The 19,821-nt window shown below is 70.7% G+C and carries 16 protein-coding genes; 9 read left to right on the forward strand and 7 right to left on the reverse strand.

The window, feature by feature from the left end; translation table 11 throughout:
- Window positions 1-50 precede the first annotated feature (50 nt).
- The 4 genes from Q9G87_RS26970 to Q9G87_RS26985 are packed head-to-tail and all read right to left on the reverse strand — an operon-like array spanning window position 51 to window position 5,337.
- On the reverse strand, window positions 51-2,276 hold the full coding sequence (locus Q9G87_RS26970) for a hypothetical protein (protein WP_305919262.1): 2,226 nt from the start codon (window positions 2,274-2,276) through the stop codon (window positions 51-53).
- 23 nt (window positions 2,277-2,299) lie between these two features.
- Window positions 2,300-3,121, reverse strand: a complete 822-nt coding sequence (locus Q9G87_RS26975) for a carbohydrate ABC transporter permease (RefSeq protein ID WP_305919263.1) — start codon at window positions 3,119-3,121, stop codon at window positions 2,300-2,302.
- Complete coding sequence (locus tag Q9G87_RS26980; protein ID WP_305919264.1) at window positions 3,118-3,981, reverse strand: carbohydrate ABC transporter permease; 864 nt, start codon at window positions 3,979-3,981, stop codon at window positions 3,118-3,120. The genes Q9G87_RS26975 and Q9G87_RS26980 overlap by 4 nt, the downstream gene beginning before the upstream one ends.
- Window positions 3,982-3,987: 6 nt before the next feature.
- Window positions 3,988-5,337, reverse strand: a complete 1,350-nt coding sequence (locus tag Q9G87_RS26985; protein ID WP_305919265.1) for an ABC transporter substrate-binding protein — start codon at window positions 5,335-5,337, stop codon at window positions 3,988-3,990.
- A gap of 123 nt (window positions 5,338-5,460) precedes the next feature.
- On the opposite strand from Q9G87_RS26985, the gene Q9G87_RS26990 reads away from it, so the two are divergent.
- Window positions 5,461-6,690, forward strand: coding sequence for a mandelate racemase/muconate lactonizing enzyme family protein (locus tag Q9G87_RS26990; protein WP_305919266.1), 1,230 nt, complete (start codon window positions 5,461-5,463; stop codon window positions 6,688-6,690).
- A gap of 83 nt (window positions 6,691-6,773) precedes the next feature.
- Here Q9G87_RS26990 and Q9G87_RS26995 read toward each other — a convergent pair whose 3' ends face one another.
- On the reverse strand, window positions 6,774-8,477 hold the full coding sequence (locus Q9G87_RS26995; RefSeq protein WP_305919267.1) for an alcohol dehydrogenase catalytic domain-containing protein: 1,704 nt from the start codon (window positions 8,475-8,477) through the stop codon (window positions 6,774-6,776).
- Between the two features lie 89 nt (window positions 8,478-8,566).
- Here Q9G87_RS26995 and Q9G87_RS27000 point away from each other — a divergent pair, with 89 nt between their 5' ends.
- The 5 genes from Q9G87_RS27000 to rhaS all read left to right on the forward strand — a co-directional run bounded on the left by Q9G87_RS27000 (window position 8,567) and on the right by rhaS (window position 14,286).
- A complete protein-coding gene (locus tag Q9G87_RS27000) occupies window positions 8,567-9,544 on the forward strand; it encodes an AraC family transcriptional regulator (protein WP_305919268.1) in 978 nt (325 codons plus the stop codon).
- A gap of 126 nt (window positions 9,545-9,670) precedes the next feature.
- Window positions 9,671-11,185 (forward strand): sugar ABC transporter ATP-binding protein, encoded by a 1,515-nt coding sequence (locus Q9G87_RS27005; RefSeq protein WP_305919269.1) that lies wholly within the window; start codon window positions 9,671-9,673, stop codon window positions 11,183-11,185.
- On the forward strand, window positions 11,182-12,222 hold the full coding sequence (locus Q9G87_RS27010) for an ABC transporter permease (protein WP_305919270.1): 1,041 nt from the start codon (window positions 11,182-11,184) through the stop codon (window positions 12,220-12,222). The genes Q9G87_RS27005 and Q9G87_RS27010 overlap by 4 nt, the downstream gene beginning before the upstream one ends.
- On the forward strand, window positions 12,212-13,210 hold the full coding sequence (locus Q9G87_RS27015) for an ABC transporter permease (RefSeq protein ID WP_305919271.1): 999 nt from the start codon (window positions 12,212-12,214) through the stop codon (window positions 13,208-13,210). The genes Q9G87_RS27010 and Q9G87_RS27015 overlap by 11 nt, the downstream gene beginning before the upstream one ends.
- 11 nt (window positions 13,211-13,221) lie before the next feature.
- Window positions 13,222-14,286, forward strand: coding sequence for a rhamnose ABC transporter substrate-binding protein (gene rhaS, locus Q9G87_RS27020; RefSeq protein WP_305919272.1), 1,065 nt, complete (start codon window positions 13,222-13,224; stop codon window positions 14,284-14,286).
- Window positions 14,287-14,288: 2 nt separating this feature from the next.
- Here rhaS and Q9G87_RS27025 read toward each other — a convergent pair whose 3' ends face one another.
- Complete coding sequence (locus tag Q9G87_RS27025) at window positions 14,289-14,948, reverse strand: response regulator (RefSeq protein WP_305919273.1); 660 nt, start codon at window positions 14,946-14,948, stop codon at window positions 14,289-14,291.
- Window positions 14,945-16,420, reverse strand: a complete 1,476-nt coding sequence (locus tag Q9G87_RS27030; RefSeq protein ID WP_305919274.1) for a sensor histidine kinase — start codon at window positions 16,418-16,420, stop codon at window positions 14,945-14,947. The genes Q9G87_RS27025 and Q9G87_RS27030 overlap by 4 nt, the downstream gene beginning before the upstream one ends.
- Window positions 16,421-16,556: 136 nt before the next feature.
- Here Q9G87_RS27030 and Q9G87_RS27035 point away from each other — a divergent pair, with 136 nt between their 5' ends.
- Genes Q9G87_RS27035 through Q9G87_RS27045 form a run of 3 tightly spaced genes read left to right on the forward strand, consistent with a single transcriptional unit; the run spans window position 16,557 to window position 19,818 of the window.
- Entirely contained in the window at window positions 16,557-17,474 is a 918-nt protein-coding gene (locus Q9G87_RS27035; protein WP_305919275.1) for an ATP-binding cassette domain-containing protein, read from the forward strand.
- Window positions 17,471-19,045 (forward strand): ABC transporter permease subunit, encoded by a 1,575-nt coding sequence (locus tag Q9G87_RS27040; protein WP_305919276.1) that lies wholly within the window; start codon window positions 17,471-17,473, stop codon window positions 19,043-19,045. Before Q9G87_RS27035 ends, Q9G87_RS27040 begins: the two co-directional genes overlap by 4 nt.
- On the forward strand, window positions 19,042-19,818 hold the full coding sequence (locus tag Q9G87_RS27045) for an ABC transporter permease (protein ID WP_305919277.1): 777 nt from the start codon (window positions 19,042-19,044) through the stop codon (window positions 19,816-19,818). Before Q9G87_RS27040 ends, Q9G87_RS27045 begins: the two co-directional genes overlap by 4 nt.
- The last annotated feature ends 3 nt before the right edge of the window (window positions 19,819-19,821 follow it).

The raw sequence follows: 19,821 nt of genomic DNA on the forward strand, positions 1-19,821 counted from the left end.
GGTCAGACCGGATGCTATTTCCCGCCCCCGCCGGAGGCAAACGTCCCTGATCATGGTAGCCGACGGTAGGTCATGCGGACGGTGACGTCGTCGACCGCGGCCAGCGGGATCCGCCCGTCGGCGGGCGGCACCGCGCGGCCGTCGACGGTGATCTCGGTGGGCCGCCCCGCGGCCCACTCGGGAAGGGGCAGGCTCAGGGAGAGCCGGTCCGGTGCCGGGTGGCTGTCGCCTTGGCGGGTGTAGCGGACGGTGACCGTGATCACGTCCGTGTGCTCGGTCGTGACGTGCAGGCTGACCGGCCCGAAGCGGGTGGTGCTGCGCTCCAGTTCGATGGTCTGACCGGCCCCGAACCACCCAGCCGGTACGGCAGGCAGCAGTTCGAGTGTGTCGTCCCGCTCGAACAGCAGCAGATGCCTGACCAGCCGCACGAATTCGGCCGAGGCCCAGTTGTGCGGCATATCCCCCCACAGCTGCCCGTTGCCGGTGGCGGTCAGCGACTGCTCCTCCCGCCATACGCGGGTGGGCGCGGCATGGTTGGCGAAGGCGTAGAGGTAGTCGACCGCCTTGTCGGCACGGCCCGCGTACAGCCACGCGTGCGCGGCGAACGAGGCGGCGTAGGGCCAGACGGCGCGGTAGGGCAGCCAGCCGGTCTCGGCAGGAATCCCCTGCTCGTCATCGAGCGCGTCGAACAGCGCCAGCAGGTCGGTGACCACGTGGTCGTCGGGCTCGAACACCTCTCCCGGCCAGATGGCCTGACACAGCGCCCACGTGGCGCTGCCGGGCCGGATCCGATGCCATGCGGCCACGTCGGCCTCGACGGGACCCGCGTGGTAGTGATGCGAGCCGCTCTCCGGGTGGATCATGGGCAGGTACGCGAGTCCTTCCTCGCGGTGTCGGCGGGCCGCCTTGTCGAAGTTGGCGCGCAACTGGAGGTACTGCGCGTGAATCGCGTCGCGATCGGATGCGCGGCCGAGCATCGTCGCTCCCCTGACCGCGGCGCGCAGCCCCGCGAGCGTCCACAGCGTGGTGGTGTACTCCGCCCGTACACCTGCCACTCCTCCGTCGGCGAACGCCGGCGGCATCAGGCCGTGCAGCGGGTGGCCGATGGGCAGCGCGTCGGCCTGGCGGCGCAGGTCGGCGATGTGGTCGATGGCGCGCAGCACCACCGCCCAGTGCGAGCTGAGCGCGCCGCGCGGGTCGGCGCTGAGCTCCGACTGCCGCACCAGCGTGGCGATCGCGATCGCGGTCTCCTTGATGTGCGGCGCCAGCTCCAACCCAGTGATGGAGCCGTCGGGTCTGACCCGGCGCAGGAGTACACGCACGCCGGCGTCGGCGTCGTCGGCGAAGCCGAGGTAGCGGGCCGTCTCCAGGATGAAATGACCGTCGACGATCCACAAGCCGCGGTAGACCGTGGCGCCGACCTGCGGCACCGGCAGCCCGTCGCGGATCTCCCGCGCCTGCAGGAGGTTGCGCACGCAGGCCACCAGCAGGTCCTGCACGGCCGGATCGGGCACGGTGATCGGCAGCCGTAGCGCTGGAAGCTCGTCCCAGAAGGCGCGGGCACGGGTCAGGGCGGCCTCGGCCCAGGCCAGGTCCGCGATGGCGGGCGTCTCGGCCACGGCCGGCTGCGGCAGGACCAGTGCCCCGCCGATACGCCCGCCTGGTCGCAGGATCTCGGGGGTGACGTCAAGGCCGGTGGCGGGGTGGAATCCGGTCGGGTGGGCGAGATGGAGCCGTTGCGGCCGGTGGACCAGGGCGACAGGGCCGAGCGGCGTGCCGTCTTGTTCGGCGGTGTCGTCCATCCAGATCGGCTGGGCAGGAGCCTGCTCGGGCGCCACCGAGTAGGCGACGTGGAACGGTGTCGTGCCACCCGTCAGCACCGCGTCGCGGTCGTGGTGGTCGATATGCAGTCCGGTGAGCACCTCGCCGTCGTCGCCGATGTGCGTCAGCTCCCACATCACGACATCGGCGCGGAAGCCGTCGTGCTCGTGGGCGAAGGCGGTCAGCGTGAGCTCCAGCCGGGGGTAGCGCATGGTGGTGACCACGATGGGGCGTGCGGCGGACTCGGTGCGCTGGGTCACCGACACTGGCCGGTCGGCGGTCTGGGCGGAGAACTCCACGACGGTGGCGAAGTGCCAGGCCGCGAGGTGCGTCTGTGTGAAGCCGTAGAGCAGGGCGCCGTCCTCGCGGACCAGGGTCTTGTGCGGGTCGTCGGGCAGGCAGATCGCTGTCCAGCGCGAGGGGGGCGCGAACCGGAAGTCGATGGCGTGGGACACGTACGGAGCCTTCCTTCTAAGGGTCAGCCCTTGACGGCGCCCTGCAGCATGCCGCGGATCACATGGCGTTGCAGGAAAAGGTAGACGAGGACGACGGGGACGGTGACGATGAGGGCCCCGGCCGACAGGCCGGCGACGTCCGTGGTGCGCTGGCCGACGAACAGGCCGAGGCCGGCGGGCGCGGTGCGGACGGCCGGATCCTGCAGCAGCACCAGCGACAGCAGGAACTCGTTCCAGCTCCAGACGAAGAACAGGACCATGAGCGTGGTGACGGCGGGCCGGGCGACAGGCAGCAAGATACGGAACAGGACGGTGAAGGAGTTGGCGCCGTCCATGCGGGCCGCCTCGATCAGCGCGCGGGGCGTGGAAAGGAAGAAGGCCCGCATCCAGAACGTGCCGAACGACACCGACAACCCGATCTCGGGCAGCATCAGGCCCAGGTAGTTGTCGGTGAGACCGAACTGGCGCAGGTCGTAGTAGAGCGGCACGACGGTGGCCTCGTACGGCATGACGATGCCGATCAGCATCACGTAGAACAGCGGGGTGCTGCCGCGGAACCGCATGGTGCCGAAGGCGTACCCGGTCATGATCGACAGCACCGTCGCGACCGGGACCACCACCACCGCGACGATCACGCTCGAGGTGATGAGGTCGCCGAAGGAGCCGGTGGTCCACGCCCGCGCGAAGTTGCCCCACTGCGGATCGTCTGGCCAGCTCAGGCCGGTGACCGGCGCCCCCTGGGGCTGCAGGGCGACGGAGAGGATGCTGAACAGAGGGAGCAGTACGGCAAGGGCGAACAGGCACAGGAAGGTGTAGGCGCCGAGCCGTTCGAAACGGGCGTTCACAGCTTCTCCCGCAGCAACCGGGTGATCAACAGGACCACGGTGAAGATGAGCACGGTGAGCATCACGGCGACCGCACAGGCTTCGCCCACGGCCCCCTGGCGGAAGGCCAGCTTGTAGATCTCGAAACCGGGGACGTTGGTGGCGTTGCCCGGGCCGCCACCGGTGGTGACGTAGACCAGGTCGAAGGAGCGCAGCGCGGCGATCGTGGTGAGCGTGAGCCCCACGGCCATCTCCTGCTTGAGTCCTGGCAAGGTCACCGCGAAGAACTCCCTGACCGGTCCGGCTCCGTCGACGCGGGCCGCTTCGTACAGACTGGCGTCAATCTTGCTGATGCCGGCCAGGAACAACACCATGCACAGCCCGGACATCACCCAGGTGCCGACCAGCCCGAGCGCGGGCAGCGCCCAGGTGAAGTCACCCAGCCAGGCGCGGGCCAGCCCGTCCAGGCCGACCGCGGACAGCAGCTGGTTGATGGTCCCCTCGTCGGCGTACATCCACCGCCACGCGATGCCGACCACCACCGCGGTCACCACCTGGGGCAGGAAGATCACGGTGCGGAAGAAGCTCAGCCCGCGCAGTCGGAACCGTGACAGTACCGAGGCCAGCACCAGTCCCAGGCCGACGGGCAGCGCGGCGAAGAAGAACAGAAACACCATCGAGTGGCTGAAAGCGGTGCGGACGTCGGGATCGGCCAGCTGCTCGGTGTAGTTGTCCAGCCCGGTCCAGGTGCCGAGGGTGATGCCGTCCCAGTCGTACAGCGACAGCCAGGCGGTGTGCCCCAGGGGCACCAGAACGAACAGCGCGAAGACCAGGAAACCGGGCAGGATGTACAGGTAGGCGACTCTGGAGTTGGCCCTCATATCGCCCTAGCCGTTGCCGCGTTCGTCGGCCCAGTTCTCCTGAACCGTGGAGATGAGCTTGTCCGGCGTCGTCTTACCGGCGATCAGCTGCTGGACCGCGGGGAAGAGGGTGTCGCCCATCGACGGGGTCGCCCAGTCGAGGTAGAGCGCCAGCCCGTCGTCGGCGAGAACCTGCTGCCAGGTCTCCACCAAACCCTCCTGGGCACTGCCCGCCTTGGGCTGGCCCGTGTCACGCTCGGCGACGGGCAGGTAACCGCCCTGGAAGAGCGTGGCCGCGTTCTCCGGCCGGGTCATGAAGTCGATGAAGTTGGCGGCGACGTCGGGGTACTTGGTCTTGGCGGAGATGCTGAACGGCGAGGTGGTCGCGCCCGTCGCGCGGACCGGGTCACCGGCCTTGACCGGCGGCATCGCGGTGAATCCTGCCTTGCCGTCCATGTTCTCGTCGATACGCGACCGGTTCCAGCTGCCGGAGACCATGAAGACGCCCTCGCCCTTGATGAACTTGCCGACGCCGTCGCTGTCGGAGGTGCCGTTGGCGGAGGAGTCGATGTAGCCGGCCTTGGCCCATTCCGCGAGGGTCTTGGTGGCCTGCTGCACACCGGGACTGTCGAAGGTGGCGCCCTTGCGGCCGTAGACCCAGTTGAGCCCGTTCTCGAGCGGCTCGTACTGAGCGATCAGGTCGGACAGCACGTGATTGCCCGGCCAGGCCTCCAGGTTGCCGAGCTGGATCGGCGTCTCGCCCGCCGCTTTGGCCTTGGCCAGCGCGTCCTGGAAGGCGGCCAGATCCTTGAAGGGGGTGGTGATGCCGAGCTTGGCGAGCTTGTCCCGGTTGTAGTAGATGCCGACCAGGTTGCCGCCCAAGGCTATGCCGTACAGCTCGCCAGTGCCGAAGGTCTTGCCGTCCTTGGAGAACCGGGCCTGGTCGAGCAGGCCAGGCTTGAACCGCTCGCTCCAGCCATACAGCTTGGCGTACTCATCCAGCGGCCGGAGCAGGCCCGCCTGGACCAGCGGGCCCTGCATCGTCTGCGCCTGGCCGGCCTGGGCGATGTCGGGCGCCGATTCCGAGGACATCTGCAGCTTGATGTTCTTGCCGTAGTCGGCGAAGGCCGTGTACGTCGGTTTGATCGTGATGTTGGGGTGAAGCTGCTGATACTTGGCGGCCAGCTGCTCGATCGCCTTCCCTTGGCCGCCTTCCTCGAAGTGGCTCAGTGTCAACGTGACCGGCTCGGTCGGTAGCGCACTGGACACGGCCTTGCCCGCGTCGGGGGCTTCGGTGGGTGCGGCACCAGGGGCGCAGGCCGTCACGGTGGCGGCGATGAGGGCCAGGCCGGCGATCGTACGTGTCGTCAACGTCATCGCAGACTCCTTTGCGGGCTTACCGGTCAGACCACCATCTAGGTAAACGGAAGGTTTCGTCAACCATGCCGGCCACCATCTAGGAGTTGCGGTCAGACCAGTCTGGCCGATAAGAAGACATGCATGAGCATCGAAGGCATCGAGACACTCGTCGTCGAGGAACTGCCCAACCTGCTACTGGTTCAGGTGCACCTTGAGTCGGGAACCGTCGGGCTGGGCGAGACCTACTACGGGGCCTCCGCGGCCGAGGCGCACCTCCACGAGGCTCTGGCGCCCACCCTGATCGGGCGCGCCATGCCGCGGGACGCGGACGAGCTGCGGGCGCTGCTGACGGAGCTGGAGGGCTATGTCGGCTACCTGGGCAGCGGCGCCGAGGTCCGCGCGCTGTCGGCCATTGACCTGGCACTGTGGGACGCGATGGGTCAGGAGGCCGGCCTGCCGCTGGCCGAACTGCTCGGCGGCCGGGTCAGGAGCGACGTGCAGATCTACAACACCTGCGCGGGCCCGCACTACATGCGCCACCCCAGCGGCCAGAAGTCGGCCAACTGGGGGGTGGCCGGCGAAGGACGCTACGAGGACCTCTACGGCTTCCTCCACCACGCCGACCGGCTGGCCGAGGATCTCCTGTCCGAGGGGGTGTCAGCCATGAAGATCTGGCCCTTCGACGTCTACGCCGAACGTTCGGCGGGACGAGAGATCAGCCGGGCCGACCTCGATGCCGGACTCGGCCCCTTGCGCAAGGTGCGCGACGCCGTCGGTGATCGCATGCGCCTCCTCGTGGAGCTGCACGGCTTGTGGGAGCCTTCCGTGGCGCGGGTCATTCTGGCGGCGCTCGCGGAGTTCGATCCCCTGTGGGTCGAGGACCCGATACGGCCGGATCGCTACGCCGAGCTCGGCGAACTGCGAGCGACCAGCCCGGTTCCGATCGCCGCCGGTGAGACGCTGGGTGGCCGCACGGCCGTGACCCCTCTGCTCGATCGGCGCGGGGTGGACGTCCTCATCGCCGACCTCGGCTGGTGTGGCGGGATCAGCGAGGTGCTGGCTCTGGCCGAGCACACGCTCGCGGCCGAAGTGCCCCTTGCGCTGCACGACTGCAGCGGGCCCGTGGTGCTGGGCGCCTCGGCGCACCTGGCCGTCCATCTGCCGCACGTGTTCATCCAGGAGACCACCAGGGCCTACTACGCCAGCTGGTATCCGCAGCTTGTCACCGGCCTGCCGGACATCTCCGCCGGTCGGCTGAGCCCGGGAACGGCCCCCGGCCACGGAGTCCGGCTCCGCCCCGATCTCGACCAGAGCGCCACTGTACGCCGCCGCGTAACCGGCGCCACCCATCCCCTCCCGCTGGCCCGATAACCAGCGCTCGCCTGGCCCCTCGAAGGGCTGTACAGGTGGCGGGCGCTCAGGCATGTGGTCACGGCATTTCCGCCGCAGACCAATTAGGGATAGAGCGTGATTTTTCCGTGCGTGTCGCCCGATTCCGCCCTGCGGTGGATCTCGGGCAGCTCGGACAGGGCGTGTGACTCCGCGACCTCCACCGCGAGCCGTCCCTCGTCGATCAGGGCCGCCATCGCGACCAGTTGTCCGGGGTCGTAACGCATCACGAAATGTGTGCCACCCTCGATGGGGGTGGCGATGGTGACGATCACCCGGCCCAGCCCGGCCAGGGCTCTGGCCGCGTCCTCAGGGATCGGGATCAGGTTCAGCAGCACGTCCATGCCGCCGGGCAGCGGAGCCTCGGTGTAGTCGACGACTTCGTCGGCACCGATCCGTCTCACCGCATCGGCGCTGCGCGGGCCGGCCGTGGCGGTCACGTGCGCGCCTGCCAGCTTGGCCAACGGCACGGCGAACCGGCCGACGCCGCCGCCCGCGCCGTTGATCAGCACGCGCTGCCCCGGCGTGATGCGGGCGTGCTCGAAGATCGCCTGCCAGGCGGTGAGCCCGGCCACGGGGATGGCGCCCGCGTCCGCGAGCGGGATGCTCTCCGGCGCCTTGACCAGGACGTCCGCGGGCGCGGCGACGTACTCGGCCGCGGCGCCGCTCACCATGCCGAAGACCCGGTCCCCCGGCACCAGGGTGGTGACGCCCGCGCCGGTCTCGACGACCGTGCCGGAGACGTCCCAGCCGAGCGTGTGCGGCAGGGTCGCCTGGAACACCTCGGGAAGCAGCCCGGAGCGCAGGCCGACCTCCGACGGGTTGAACGAGGTGGCCGCCACCTCGACGAGCACCTCCCCAGGTCCCGGACGGGGGGTGGGAACCTCGTCCTGGCGGATCATCGAGGCGTCACCGAACCGGTGGATACGTGCCGCCCGCATCGTGGGCGCCGCCTTCGGAGGGGTGCGGAACGCGCCGGCGTGCTCCACCACCCACTGCCGGAACGTGCTCGCGGGGCTCTTCGTGACCTCCTCGACCGTCGAGGTGACCGATGCCTGCACCCGGCTCCCCTCGGCCTGGGCCTGGAGGACGCCGTCCACCGCCTCAGGTGGCCAGCCCCTGGCCAGGAGGTCCGGGTGGGCGCGGTCCAGCGGGATCTCCTCCCAGCGGGCGGGTATCCCGGTGACCTCGGAGATGATCCGCACCTGGTCGGCCTGCGTGATCGCTTCGGGGCCCGTCAGCTCGTACGCCGCGCCGTGGTGCCCCTCGTCCAGCAACGCCCGCACGGCCACGGCCGCGATGTCCCGCTCGTGCACCACCGGGCCGGCGGCCTGCCCGTACGCGCCGCGCACCGCACCCGCCCGCACCTGCCGAGCCCACCGCAAGGCGTTGGCCGCGAAGGCGTGCGGGCGCAGGAACGTCCACTCCGTGCCCGACTCTTCGATCAGCCGCTCGACCTCGCGTTCGTGATCGCGCCGCGCCGCCGACGAGAGATAGACGATCTTCCCCGACCAACCGACCCCGACCGACCTCCCGGTACGCCGGGCCCGCCCGGCGACGGCATCGACCACCGCCCGCGCCCCCTCGGCCGTGGCGAACGGCCACACCAGGAACACCGCCTCCACCCCGTCGAGCGGCATCGTGGCCGGATCGGTCAGATCACCCGTGCTCCTGCTCAGGGCCACGGGCTCGGCCCCGGCTTCCTTCAACAACGCCATGACGTGCCGGCCGACGGTTCCGGTCGCGCCGGTCACCAGGACTCGCTTCATGGGCACAACCGTAGAGATGCCGGGAGAGATGCCCAATGCGTTGCTATCTGAGATTCATACGTCATCGTCTCAGTCGCTAGAGTCGCGCTATGGACGTACTCAGCGACGTGATCGCCGTCATGCGCGCCGGACGGCCCCGCTCGGCCCGCGTCGAATGGCGCGCGCCCTGGGGCCAGCGCTTCCCCGACGTCCCCGGGTCGGCCGGGTTCCAGGTGGTCCTGCAGGGGTCGGGCTGGCTGCTCCCTCCTGGCGAGGAGCCGATCGCGCTGTCCGTCGGGGACGTGGTGTTCTTCCCGCACGGCGGCAGCTACGCCATGGCCGACAGCCCGTCCACGCCGGTGGCCGAGCCGCAATGCGACCCGCTGACGGAGGATCTCGACCTGTTCTCGTCCGCGTCGGCCGGCGGCGGCCCGGGCGCGGTGACGGTCCTCCTCTGCGGCGGATACCGGCTCGACCCCACCCAAACCCATCCGATCTTGCATGACCTGCCGGCGCTGATCCACCTGCCGGCCAGGCTCGGCGGCAACCCGGAGCTGCGGGCGGCCGTGGAGTTGCTGGGCGCGGAGATCCAGCGTCCCCGGCTGGGCGCCGACACGGTGGTCTCGTCGCTGCTGGACATGCTGCTGCTGTTCATCCTGCGGGCCTGGTTCGACGCCGAGCACGGGCACTGTGCGGTCTCGGGCTGGGCGCAGGCGCTGGCCGATCCGGGCATCAGCGCCGCACTCGACGCCATGCACCGCGATCCGGCGTATCCGTGGACGGTGGCGGAGCTTGCCGGGCGTGCGAGGTCGTCGCGGGCGGCGTTCGCGCGCCGGTTCACCGCCCTGGTGGGGCAGCCACCGCTGGCGTACCTGACCTGGTGGCGTCTGTCGAGCGCGGGGCGGCTGCTGCGGGAGTCGGACGCGCCGCTGAGCGAGATCGCGGTCCGTGCGGGCTACGGCTCGGAGTTCGCGTTCGCCAACGCGTTCAAGCGGCAGTACGGCCTGGCGCCCGGTAGATACCGCCGCAACCCCTGCTCGGCGCCGGCGGGTCCCACGGTTCCCACCAGAGCTGTTGTTAAAACGTAACAATCAGCTTAACGCTCGGACACATCGCAACTTTCCGGAAAGCCGCCCTTAACAGGGCATTGACGCGCCCCTGGTTACTGCCTTACTTTCCATCCACCGATTAAAACGATTTTGCCAGGGTGTGGCATGCCAGATACTCCCGTGCTGTCCCTCTCACGGGTCAGCAAGGCGTTCGGCGCGGTGCGGGCCGTACGCGAGGTCTCTCTAGAACTGTATGCGGGCGAGGTCCATGCCCTCGCCGGCGAGAACGGCGCGGGCAAGTCCACGCTCGTGAAGATCCTTTCGGGCGTGCACCGGCCTGACTCCGGAGAGATCCTGCTGGACGGCGCGCCGGTGGAGTTCGCCGGTCCCGCCGACGCGCAGCAGGCCGGTGTCGCGGTGATCTACCAGGAGCCGACCCTGTTCCCCGACCTGTCGGTCACCGAGAACATCTTCATGGGGCGCCAGCCTCGTGGCCGCCTCGGCATCGACCGGCGGGCCATGCGCACGAGCGCCGCCGAGTTGTTCACCAGGCTCGGCGTGCAGCTCGACCCCGACCAGCCGGCCCGCGGTCTGTCGATCGCCGACCAGCAGCTCGTGGAGATCGCCAAGGCGCTGTCGCGGCAGGCCAGGGTACTCATCATGGACGAGCCGACCGCCGCGCTGTCCGGCAAGGAGGTCGCCCGGCTGTTCGGCGTCGCCAAGGCGCTGCGCGAGCAGGGGTGCGCGCTGCTGTTCATCTCGCACCGGCTAGAGGAGATGTTCGAGCTGTGCCAGCGGGTCACGACCCTGCGGGACGGCGGCTTCGTCGCCAGTGACCTGATCGCCGACATCACGGCCGACGACCTGGTGCGCCGCATGGTGGGCAGGGAGCTGGAGGCACTGTTCCCCAAGCAGGAGACGACCGCCGGCGCGGTGGCGCTGAGCGTGCGCAGGCTCACCCGCGAGGGCGTCTTCACCGACGTGTCGTTCGAGGTGCGGCGGGGCGAGATCGTGGCGCTGGCCGGGCTCGTGGGAGCCGGGCGCAGCGAGGTCGCCAGGGCCGTGTTCGGCATCGACCGGTGGGACGCCGGCAGCGTCGAGGTGGACGGCAAGCGACTGCGGCCCGCCAGCCCCACGGCGGCGATGGCCGCCGGGCTGGCCCTGGTCCCCGAGGACCGGCGCCAGCAAGGGCTCGTCATGGACCTGTCGATCGAGCGCAACATCGGCCTGGCCGGGCTGGCCGCCCTGCACCGTGGGCCGCTGATCTCACGGCTCGCCGAGCGGCAGCGGGCCAAGGACTGGGCGGTACGCCTGCAACTGAAGTTCGCCCAGCTGACGGACCCGGTGAACGTGCTGTCCGGCGGCAACCAGCAGAAGGTCGTGCTGGCCAAGTGGCTGGCACGCAAGCCGTCGGTGATCATCGTGGACGAGCCGACCCGGGGCATCGACGTGGGCACGAAGGCCGAGGTGCACCGGCTGCTGTCGGAGCTGGCCGGGACCGGGGTGGCGGTGCTGATGATCTCGTCGGAGCTGCCCGAGGTGCTGGGCATGGCGGACCGCGTGCTCGTCATGCACGAAGGACGGCTGGTCGCCGAGATCGACCGCGCGCAGGCCACCGAGGAGAACGTGATGGCCGCCGCGACCGGAAGGACCACCACTGAAAGGAGGGATGTCGGATGACCGCCACCGCGACCCGGCCCGCGAGCGCCACGCGCAACGGCGGCCGGCGGCTCGTCGACATGGTCGCGCGGGTGCGGGAGCTGGGCATCCTGGTCGCGCTCGCCGTTCTGTTCGGCGTCACGGGGGCGGTGAACCCGAGCTTCCTGACCTACGGCAGCCTGCGCGACATCCTGCTCAATTCCGCCATCGTGGCCATGCTCGCCGTCGGCCAGACACTCGTCGTGATCACCCGGAACGTGGACCTGTCGGTCAGCTCGGTGGTCGGGCTGTCGGCGTTCGGGGGCGCGCTCGTCCTCGCCGACAACCCCGGCGTGCCGATCCCCGTCGTGATCGCCGGCTGCGTGGTGCTCGGCGCGGCCTGCGGGGCGATCAACGGGCTGCTCGTCGGGGTGGCCAAGGTGCCCGCCCTGGTGGCCACGCTCGGCACCCTGTACGCCTTCCGCGGCATCGACTACGCCTGGGCGGGCGGGCGGCAGGTCAACGCGGCCGACATGCCCGACGGCTTCCTGTCCCTGGGCTCGCGCTCGGTGCTCGGAATGCCGCTGCTCGCGCTGGTCGCCCTGGTCGTCCTGCTGGTCGTCGGCTGGATGCTGCGCAATCTGCGCGCCGGCCGCGAGCTGTACGCCATCGGCTCCAACCCCGAGGCCGCGGTGCTGGCCGGGATCCGGGTACAGCGGCGGATCATGGCGGCGTTCGTCGCCAACGGCGCGCTGGCAGGGCTCGCCGGCGTCATGTGGGCGGCCCGCTTCGGCACCGTGGACGCCACCGTGGCCACCGGCAAGGAGCTCGACGTGATCGCGGCCGTCGTGGTGGGCGGCGTGGCGATCTTCGGCGGCAGCGGCACGGTCTACGGGGCCGCCCTGGGGGCGTTGCTGCTGGCGAGCATCACGAGCGCGCTGGCCGTGCTCCGGGTGGACGCACTCGCCCAGACCGCCATCAACGGCGCCCTGCTGATCGCCGCCATCGTCCTCGACCGGCTGCTCGCCCTGCGGGTGGCCGCCGCACTCCGCCGCCGGAGGTTCCACGATGACCACTGACCGGCTCCGCCAGTCGGCGACCACTGACCTGTTCCGCCGGTGGGAGACGCTGATCCTCGCCTTGCTCGTCGGCGTCGTCGTCTGGGCGTCGCTGGGCGTGGACGGGTTCGCCAACGGCTCCAACGTGTCGTTCCTGCTGCTCGACACCACTGAGATCGCCCTCATGGCCTTGACCATGACCCTGGTCATCGTGGCCGCCGAGATCGACCTGTCCGTGGCCTCCACGCTCGGCCTGTCCTGTGCCGTGCTGGGCTGGCTGTGGAACTCCGGGCTGCCGATCGAGGCGATCATGCCGATCTGCCTGCTGGTGGGCGCCCTGTGCGGCGCGTTCAACGGCCTGCTGGTCACCCGCCTCGGTCTCCCCTCCCTGGCGGTGACGATCGGGACATTCGCCCTGTTCCGGGGTCTGGCGTACGTGATGCTGGGCGACCAGGCGGTGGCCGACCTGCCGCCGGCCTACACGAGCCTGGCGACGGCCTCCATCGGCCCGGTGCCGCTGATGACGGTGCTGGTGGCGCTGCTGGCGGCGGTGGCCGCCGTGGTGCTGCACGCGACGGGCCTCGGCCGGTCGATCTTCGCGCTCGGCTCGAACGAGGAGGCGGCGTACTTCTCCGGGATCCGGGTCAAGCGCATCAAGTTCTGGTTGTTCGTGGCCTCCGGGGTCATGGCCTCGCTCGCCTCGCTGGTCTACACGTTCAGGTACGCCAGCGCGCGTGCCGACAACGGCGTCGGCCTGGAACTGGCCGTCGTGGCCGCCGTGCTCCTCGGCGGAGTGTCGATCTTCGGCGGCCGCGGCTCACTGCCCGGCGTCCTCATGGCCGTCCTGCTCCTCGGCGTCGTCCGCAACGCGCTGATCCTGGCGGACGTGGCCAACGAGGTGCTCAATTTCGTGACGGGCCTGCTCCTCGTCGCGTCCGTGCTGGCGCCTAACTTGGGGGCGGTCTGGCGACGGCGCACATCACCACAAATGGAAGGGAAGTCCCCATGAAGAAAATGGGAATGCGTCATACAGCACTCCTGGCCGGGCTCGTCCTGATGACGGCCGCGTGCGGCGGCACCACCAGGACCGACGTGCAACAGCAGCAGTCCTCCGCCCCGGCCACCGCCGCGTCGTCGGCCGCGGCCAACCCGAACGCCCCGCTCAAGCAGGGACTGAAGATCGCCTTCCTGCCGAAGCAGGTGAACAACCCGTACTTCACGATCGCCGACAACGGCGGCGTCGAGGCCGCCAAGGAGTTCGGCGGCGAGGGCAAGGAGGTCGGCCCGTCCGAGGCCAGCGCCTCCTCGCAGGTGTCCTACATCAACACGCTGATCCAGCAGAAGCAGGACGCCATCGTCATCTCCGCCAACGACCCCAACGCCGTCGTGCCCGCGCTCAAGCAGGCCAGGGCCGCCGGCATCAAGGTCGTCAGCTACGACTCCGACACCGCCCCCGAGGGCCGGGACGTGTTCGTCAACCAGGCCAGCCCCGAGGACCTCGGCCGTACGGAGGTGCAGCTCCTGGCCGAGCAGATCGGCCACAAGGGCAAGATCGCCATCCTGTCCGCCACGCCGAACGCGACCAACCAGAACACCTGGATCGAGTTCATGAAGGACGAGCTCAAGAAGCCCGAGTACAAGGACATGGAGCTGGTCAAGGTCGCCTACGGCAACGACGACGACCAGAAGTCCTTCACCGAGACCCAGGGTCTGCTGCGCTCGTACCCGGATCTGGCGGGCATCATCTCCCCCACGACCGTGGGCATCGCGGCGGCCGCCCGCTACCTGTCGGACTCGCCGTACAAGGGCAAGGTCAAGCTGACCGGGCTCGGCACGCCGAACCAGCTGCGCAAGTTCGTCAAGGACGGCACAATCGACGGTTTCGAGCTGTGGAACCCGGCCGACCTGGGCTACCTCGCCTCGTACGCGGGCGCCGCCCTGGCCTCCGGGCAGATCACCGGCGCCGAGGGCGAGAAGTTCAAGGCGGGCAAGCTGGGCGAGTACACGATCGGGGCCAAGGGCGAGGTGCTGCTCGGCAAGCCGACCGTGTTCAACAAGGACAACATCGACGACTTCGATTTCTAAGTTCATGACCGGCTGCGCGGCACGACCAGGCCCGTCTCGTACGCGGTGACGACGGCCTGCGTCCTGTCGCGCAGCCCGAGCTTGTTCAGAACTCGGCTGACGTGGGTCTTGACCGTCTCCTCCGTGACCACCAGCCGGACCGCGATCTCCGGATTGGACAGCCCCTCGGCGACCAGCCGGAGCACCTGCGTCTCGCGCGGCGTCAGCGTCGACAGCGCGGGTGCCTGCGATCTCGGGCCGAGGCGGGCGAACTCGCTGATCAGCCGCTTGGTGACCGCCGGCGCCAGCAGTGCCTCGCCGGCGGCGATCACCCGTACCGCGTCGAAGAGCCGCTCGGCGGTGACGTCCTTGAGCAGGAAGCCGCTGGCCCCGGCGCGCAACGCGTCGTAGACGTACTCGTCCAGGTCGAACGTCGTCAGGATGAGTACCCGCGGCCCGTCCGCACCGGCCCCGGCGAGCTGCCTGGTGGCCTCGATCCCGCCCATGCCCGGCATGCGCACGTCCATGAGCACGACGTCGGGGGCCAGCTCCCGGCAGATCCGCACCGCCTCTGCCCCGTCGGCTGCGGTCCCGGCGACCTCGAAGTCCGGCTGGGTGTCGAGCAACTCGGCGAACCCGGTCCGGACGACCAGGTGATCGTCGGCGATGACCACACGGATCATGAGGCGCTGGCGTCCTTTCCTGTCACGGGGGCGTTGGCGGTCACGGGGCCGTTGCCCGTCATGGACGCGTCGTCGGCGTCCTTTCCGGGCAGGCGTGCCTCGACGAGGAAGCCGCCGCCGGGCGCGGGGCCGGTCCGCAACTCGCCACCCACGGCCACGGCACGCTCCCTCATACCCGCCAGGCCATGGCCGGCCTGGTTCCCGCCGGACGGTCCCGGCCCGTTGTCGCGGACCATCACCCGCAGGGCGTCGTCAGCGTAGTGCAACTCCACGTCCACGGCCGCACCGGGCGCGTGCCGCCGCGCGTTGGTCAGCGCCTCCTGGATGATCCGGTACGCCGCCAGCTCCACCCCCGGGTCGAGCTCGACCGGCGCGCCGCGGAGTATCAGCCGAGTCCCGGCACCCGACGCCTCGCGTGACTCGTCGAGCAACTCGTTGAGCTCGTGCAGGCGCAGGCCCGGCTGCGGCCGCCAGGTCGCCTCCGCCTGCGCGTCCTCGCGCAGCACGCCGAGCAGCCGCCGCATCTCGGTCAGCGCCGCCCTGGCAGTGTCGCCGATCGCCAGCAGCCGCTCAGCGCCGGCAGCGGGCATCCCGGGGACGGCCAACCGGGCGGTCTCCGCCTGAACGGCGACCATGGAGATGTGGTGGGCAACGACGTCGTGCAACTCCCGGGCGATGCGGGCCCGCTCGCCACGGGCGGTGTGCTCCAGCAGGCTGTCCGCGACCACCTGCCGCGCGGCGGTGTCGGCCATGGCCTTGCCTCGGGCCCGGCGGGCGATCCCGGCCAGCGCGGCCGCAGGGGCCAGGCAGGCCGCCAGCAGTGTCAGGACCCAGACCTGGCCGCCGCCTGTCGCGCCGGCGAGCTCCAGCGCCACGGCCAGCACCGGGAACGGCACGGTGACGAGCACAGCCGGGGTCGGCGGACCATGGCGGCCGCACCGATAGGCGGCGATCAGCTGCGCGATCAGGCCGGCCACGGTCAGCGTGTGGAAACCCGTGATCGACAACACACTCGCCACGCAGATCAGGACGGCGGCCACGAGCGGCTGCGACCACAGCAGCGGGAGCGGAAGCGTGGTGGCCAGGGCGAGCAACGCGAAGATCATGATGTTGAGAGGCGGGTCGCCAGAGCCGGTGCGCGGCCCGAAGGCGGCCTCCACCGGCGCCGCCTCGCCGGCACCCATCGGCTCACGGCGACCGTCCCCCGTCGACGTTCCTGTGGGCGGCGCGTCGGTGGCGCCGGTCGGGGCCAGGCCACCGGTGCGGGTCGCCGGATCGCCGGCCGACGCTCCGGTGCGGGCCGCCGGATCGCCGGCCGGGGCGCTCACCGTGTGGCCGATGACCGGCTGCGTCTCGCTGCCCCCTCCGATCGACTCGGCCAGCGCGAGCAGCACGAGCAGTGCAAGCAGCACTCCGACGGCCAGGTCCCGGTGTCCTCGCCAGGTCCAGCCCCGGTCTCGTGCGCGCTCCACGAAAGCCATTGTCACGGTCCCCGCCGTATCCTGGCATCCCTCACACGAGGGACCCCCCGTAGCTGCCGCCAGTGACGACGCAGATCGCTCCGCCGCGTGACGACCACGGCCACGCCGGATGCCTAGTCTGCCTGGCGTGGAAGCAACCATCGAAGTCAGCGGGCTGCGCAAGCGGTTCGGCCAGACCTTGGCGCTGGACGGGATGACCTTCACCGTCCGCCCCGGCCAGGTCACCGGTTTCGTCGGGCCGAACGGCGCGGGCAAGTCCACCACGATGCGGGTCGTGCTCGGCTTGGACGCGCCCGACGAGGGCCACGCCCTGATCGGCGGGCGACCGTACCAGAGCCTGCCCACCCCCCTGCGCCACGTCGGCGCGCTGCTGGACGCCGGCGCGCTGCAACCCAGCCGCACCGCGCGCAACCACCTGCTCTGGCTGGCCCACTCCCAAGGGCTGGCCGCCGGCCGGGTGGACGAGGTACTGGCGCAGGTCGGCCTGCGCTCAGCGGCGAAGCGCAAGGCGGGCGGATTCTCCCTGGGCATGCGCCAGCGCCTCGGGATCGCCGCGGCGCTGCTCGGCGACCCGCCGGTGCTCATGCTGGACGAGCCGTTCAACGGCCTCGACCCCGAGGGCATCGTGTGGATCCGCGGCTTCCTGCGTTCGCTGGCCGCCGAGGGACGTGCCGTGCTGGTGTCCAGCCACCTGATGAGCGAGCTCCAGGACACCGCGGGCCATCTCGTGGTGGTGGGCCGGGGCCGGGTGGTGGCGGACACCAGCGTGGCCGATCTGATCGCGGCCGCGTCCGACGGCCGGGTGACCCTGCGTACGCCGGAACGGCCGGCGGCGATGCAGGCCCTGGCCCAGGCCGGTGGCACGGTCACCGTCACCGACCGCGACACGCTCACCGTGTCCGGGCTGGCGGCCGAGCACATCGTGCGCTTACTGGGCGCGCAGTCGATTCCGTTCTCCGAGGTGAGCGCGCACCGCGCGACGCTGGAAGAGGCGTACCTGGACCTCACCAGGGACGCGGTCGAGTTCCGTGGAGCGGCCCAATGAGCACTGTCACCCCCTACCGCTCGGACCTGCGGCCCGGGCGCGACGGCTTCGCGCAGTTGCTGCGCGCCGAGTGGACCAAGTTCCGCACCGTCCGCGGCTGGGTGGCGGGCACGGTGGTCACGGCGCTGCTCATCATGGGGCTCGGGCTGCTGTTCGCCACGGGCAGCCACTCCTCCTGCATGAAGGGGCCGGTCGAGGTGCCGTGTCCCGCCCCCATCCTGGGACCCGGCGGCGAGGCGGTGCGGGACAGGTTCTATTTCGTGCACCAGCCGCTGGACGGGGACGGCAGCATCACCGTACGCGTGAACTCCATGACCGGCCAGATCCGCAAGCCCGACGCCACTCCCGGCGTCAGGAACGTCGTCACGGGTGTCGTGCCCTGGGCGAAGGCCGGGGTCATGATCAAGGAGAGCACCGAGCAGGGCGCTCCCTACGCGGCGGTGATGATGACCGGCAGTCACGGCGTGCGGATGCAGCACAACTTCACCAAGGACGTGGCGGGCCGCCCGGGCGGCGTGTCGGCGCAGTCCCCACGCTGGTTGCGGCTGACCCGCACGGGCGACGCGATCACCGGCGAGGAGTCACCCGACGGCAGGCAGTGGACCCGGGTCGGCACGGCCCGCCTGGCCGGGCTGCCCACTCAGGCCCGGATCGGGTTGTTCGCCGCCTCCCCCGGCGACCTGACGGTGACGCGGAACACCATCGGCGGGTCCACCGCGGCGTCCCGTTTCACGGAGGCCACCGCCGTCCTGGACGAGGTCGGCGTGCGGGGAACGGGAACCGGCGGCACGTGGAAGATCGACGACATCGGAGTCACGACCGGCCTCGACGGTGTGACGCCCCATCACCCGGGCAGGCTGGAGCGCTCCGGGGGCACGTTCACCATCACCGGAGTCGGCGACATCGCGCCGATCACCGAAGAAGGCACCGTCGAACGCACGCTGACCGGCACGATGTTCGGGCTGATCGTAGTGATCGTGGTGGCGGTGCTGTTCGTGACCGCCGAGTACCGGCGGCAGCTGATCCGCACGACGTTGCTCGCCAGCCCGCGGCGCGGCCGGGTGCTGGCGGCCAAGGCCGTCGTGATCGGCACGGTGACCTTCGTCGCCGGGCTGGCCGCCACCGCCGTCACGCTGCCGATCGGCCGGCAAGTCCTGCGGGGCAACAACATCTACACGCTCCCGGTGTCCGCGCTCACCGAGCTGCGCGTCGTCGCCGGCGTCGCGGCGCTGCTCGCCGTGGCCGCCATTTTCGCCCTCGCCCTCGGCTCGTTGTTCCGGCGCAGCGCAATGGCGGTCATCGTGGCGATCGCGGCGATCCTGGTCCCGTACGTGCTGGCGACCGCGTCCATCCTGCCCGAGTCCGTGTCGGACTGGCTGCTGCGGGTCACGCCTGCCGCCGGGTTCGCGATCCAGCAGAGCATCCCCGAGTACCCACAGGTGACCGCCCACTACGCGCCGGTGGCCGGTTACTACCCGCTCGCGCCGTGGGCCGGTTTCGCCGTGACATGCGGGTACGCCGCGCTGGCCCTCGCGCTGGCCGTGCACCGGCTGCGCCGGAGCGACGTATGAGGCGGGCGATCCACGCCGAGTGGACGAAACTGAGCACCGTCCCGGGGCCCGGCTGGCTGCTGGCCGGGGTGGTGGTGCTCACCGTGGCACTCAGCGCCGCGGCCGCCACTACCGTGACCTGCGCGTCGGCCGGCTGCGGCCATGACGCCACCCGGCTCGGCCTCATGGGCGTGCAGCTGGGCCAGGCCATGGTCGCGCTGCTGGCCGTCCCGGCGGTCTGCGGCGAGTACAGCACGGGCCTGATCCGCACCAGCCTCGCCGCGATGCCGCGCAGGACCACCCTGCTGGCCGCCAAGGCGAGCGTACTCACCGGCCTGACGCTAGCCGCCGGAACGATCGCGGTGCTCGGATCCGTGCTGGCCGGGCGCCTGCTCCTGCCGTGGAGCGGCTTCACCGCCGAACACGGTTACGCGCCTCTGTCCCTGGCCGACGGGCCGACGCTGCGCGCCGCCGTCGGCTCGGTGCTCTATCTCGGGCTGATCGCCCTGCTCAGCGTGGGCGTCGCCATCGCGGTACGCGACTCCGCGGCGGCCACCGGCGTCGTGCTCGGCCTGCTCTATCTGTTCCCGATCGCCATCCGCATGGTCGCCGACGAGGACACCCAGCGTTTCCTCTGGAGCATCTCGCCGACCAACGCGGGACTGGCCGTCCAGGCCACCACCGACACCGCCGTTCTGCCCCTCGGTCCATGGGCAGGGTTGGGCGTGCTCGCCGCGTGGGCGGCCGCGGCGTTGCTGACCGGCTGGCTGCTGCTGCGGAGCCGTGACGCCTGACCG

The organism is Nonomuraea turcica (genome assembly GCF_030718205.1).
Lineage (GTDB): Bacteria > Actinomycetota > Actinomycetes > Streptosporangiales > Streptosporangiaceae > Nonomuraea.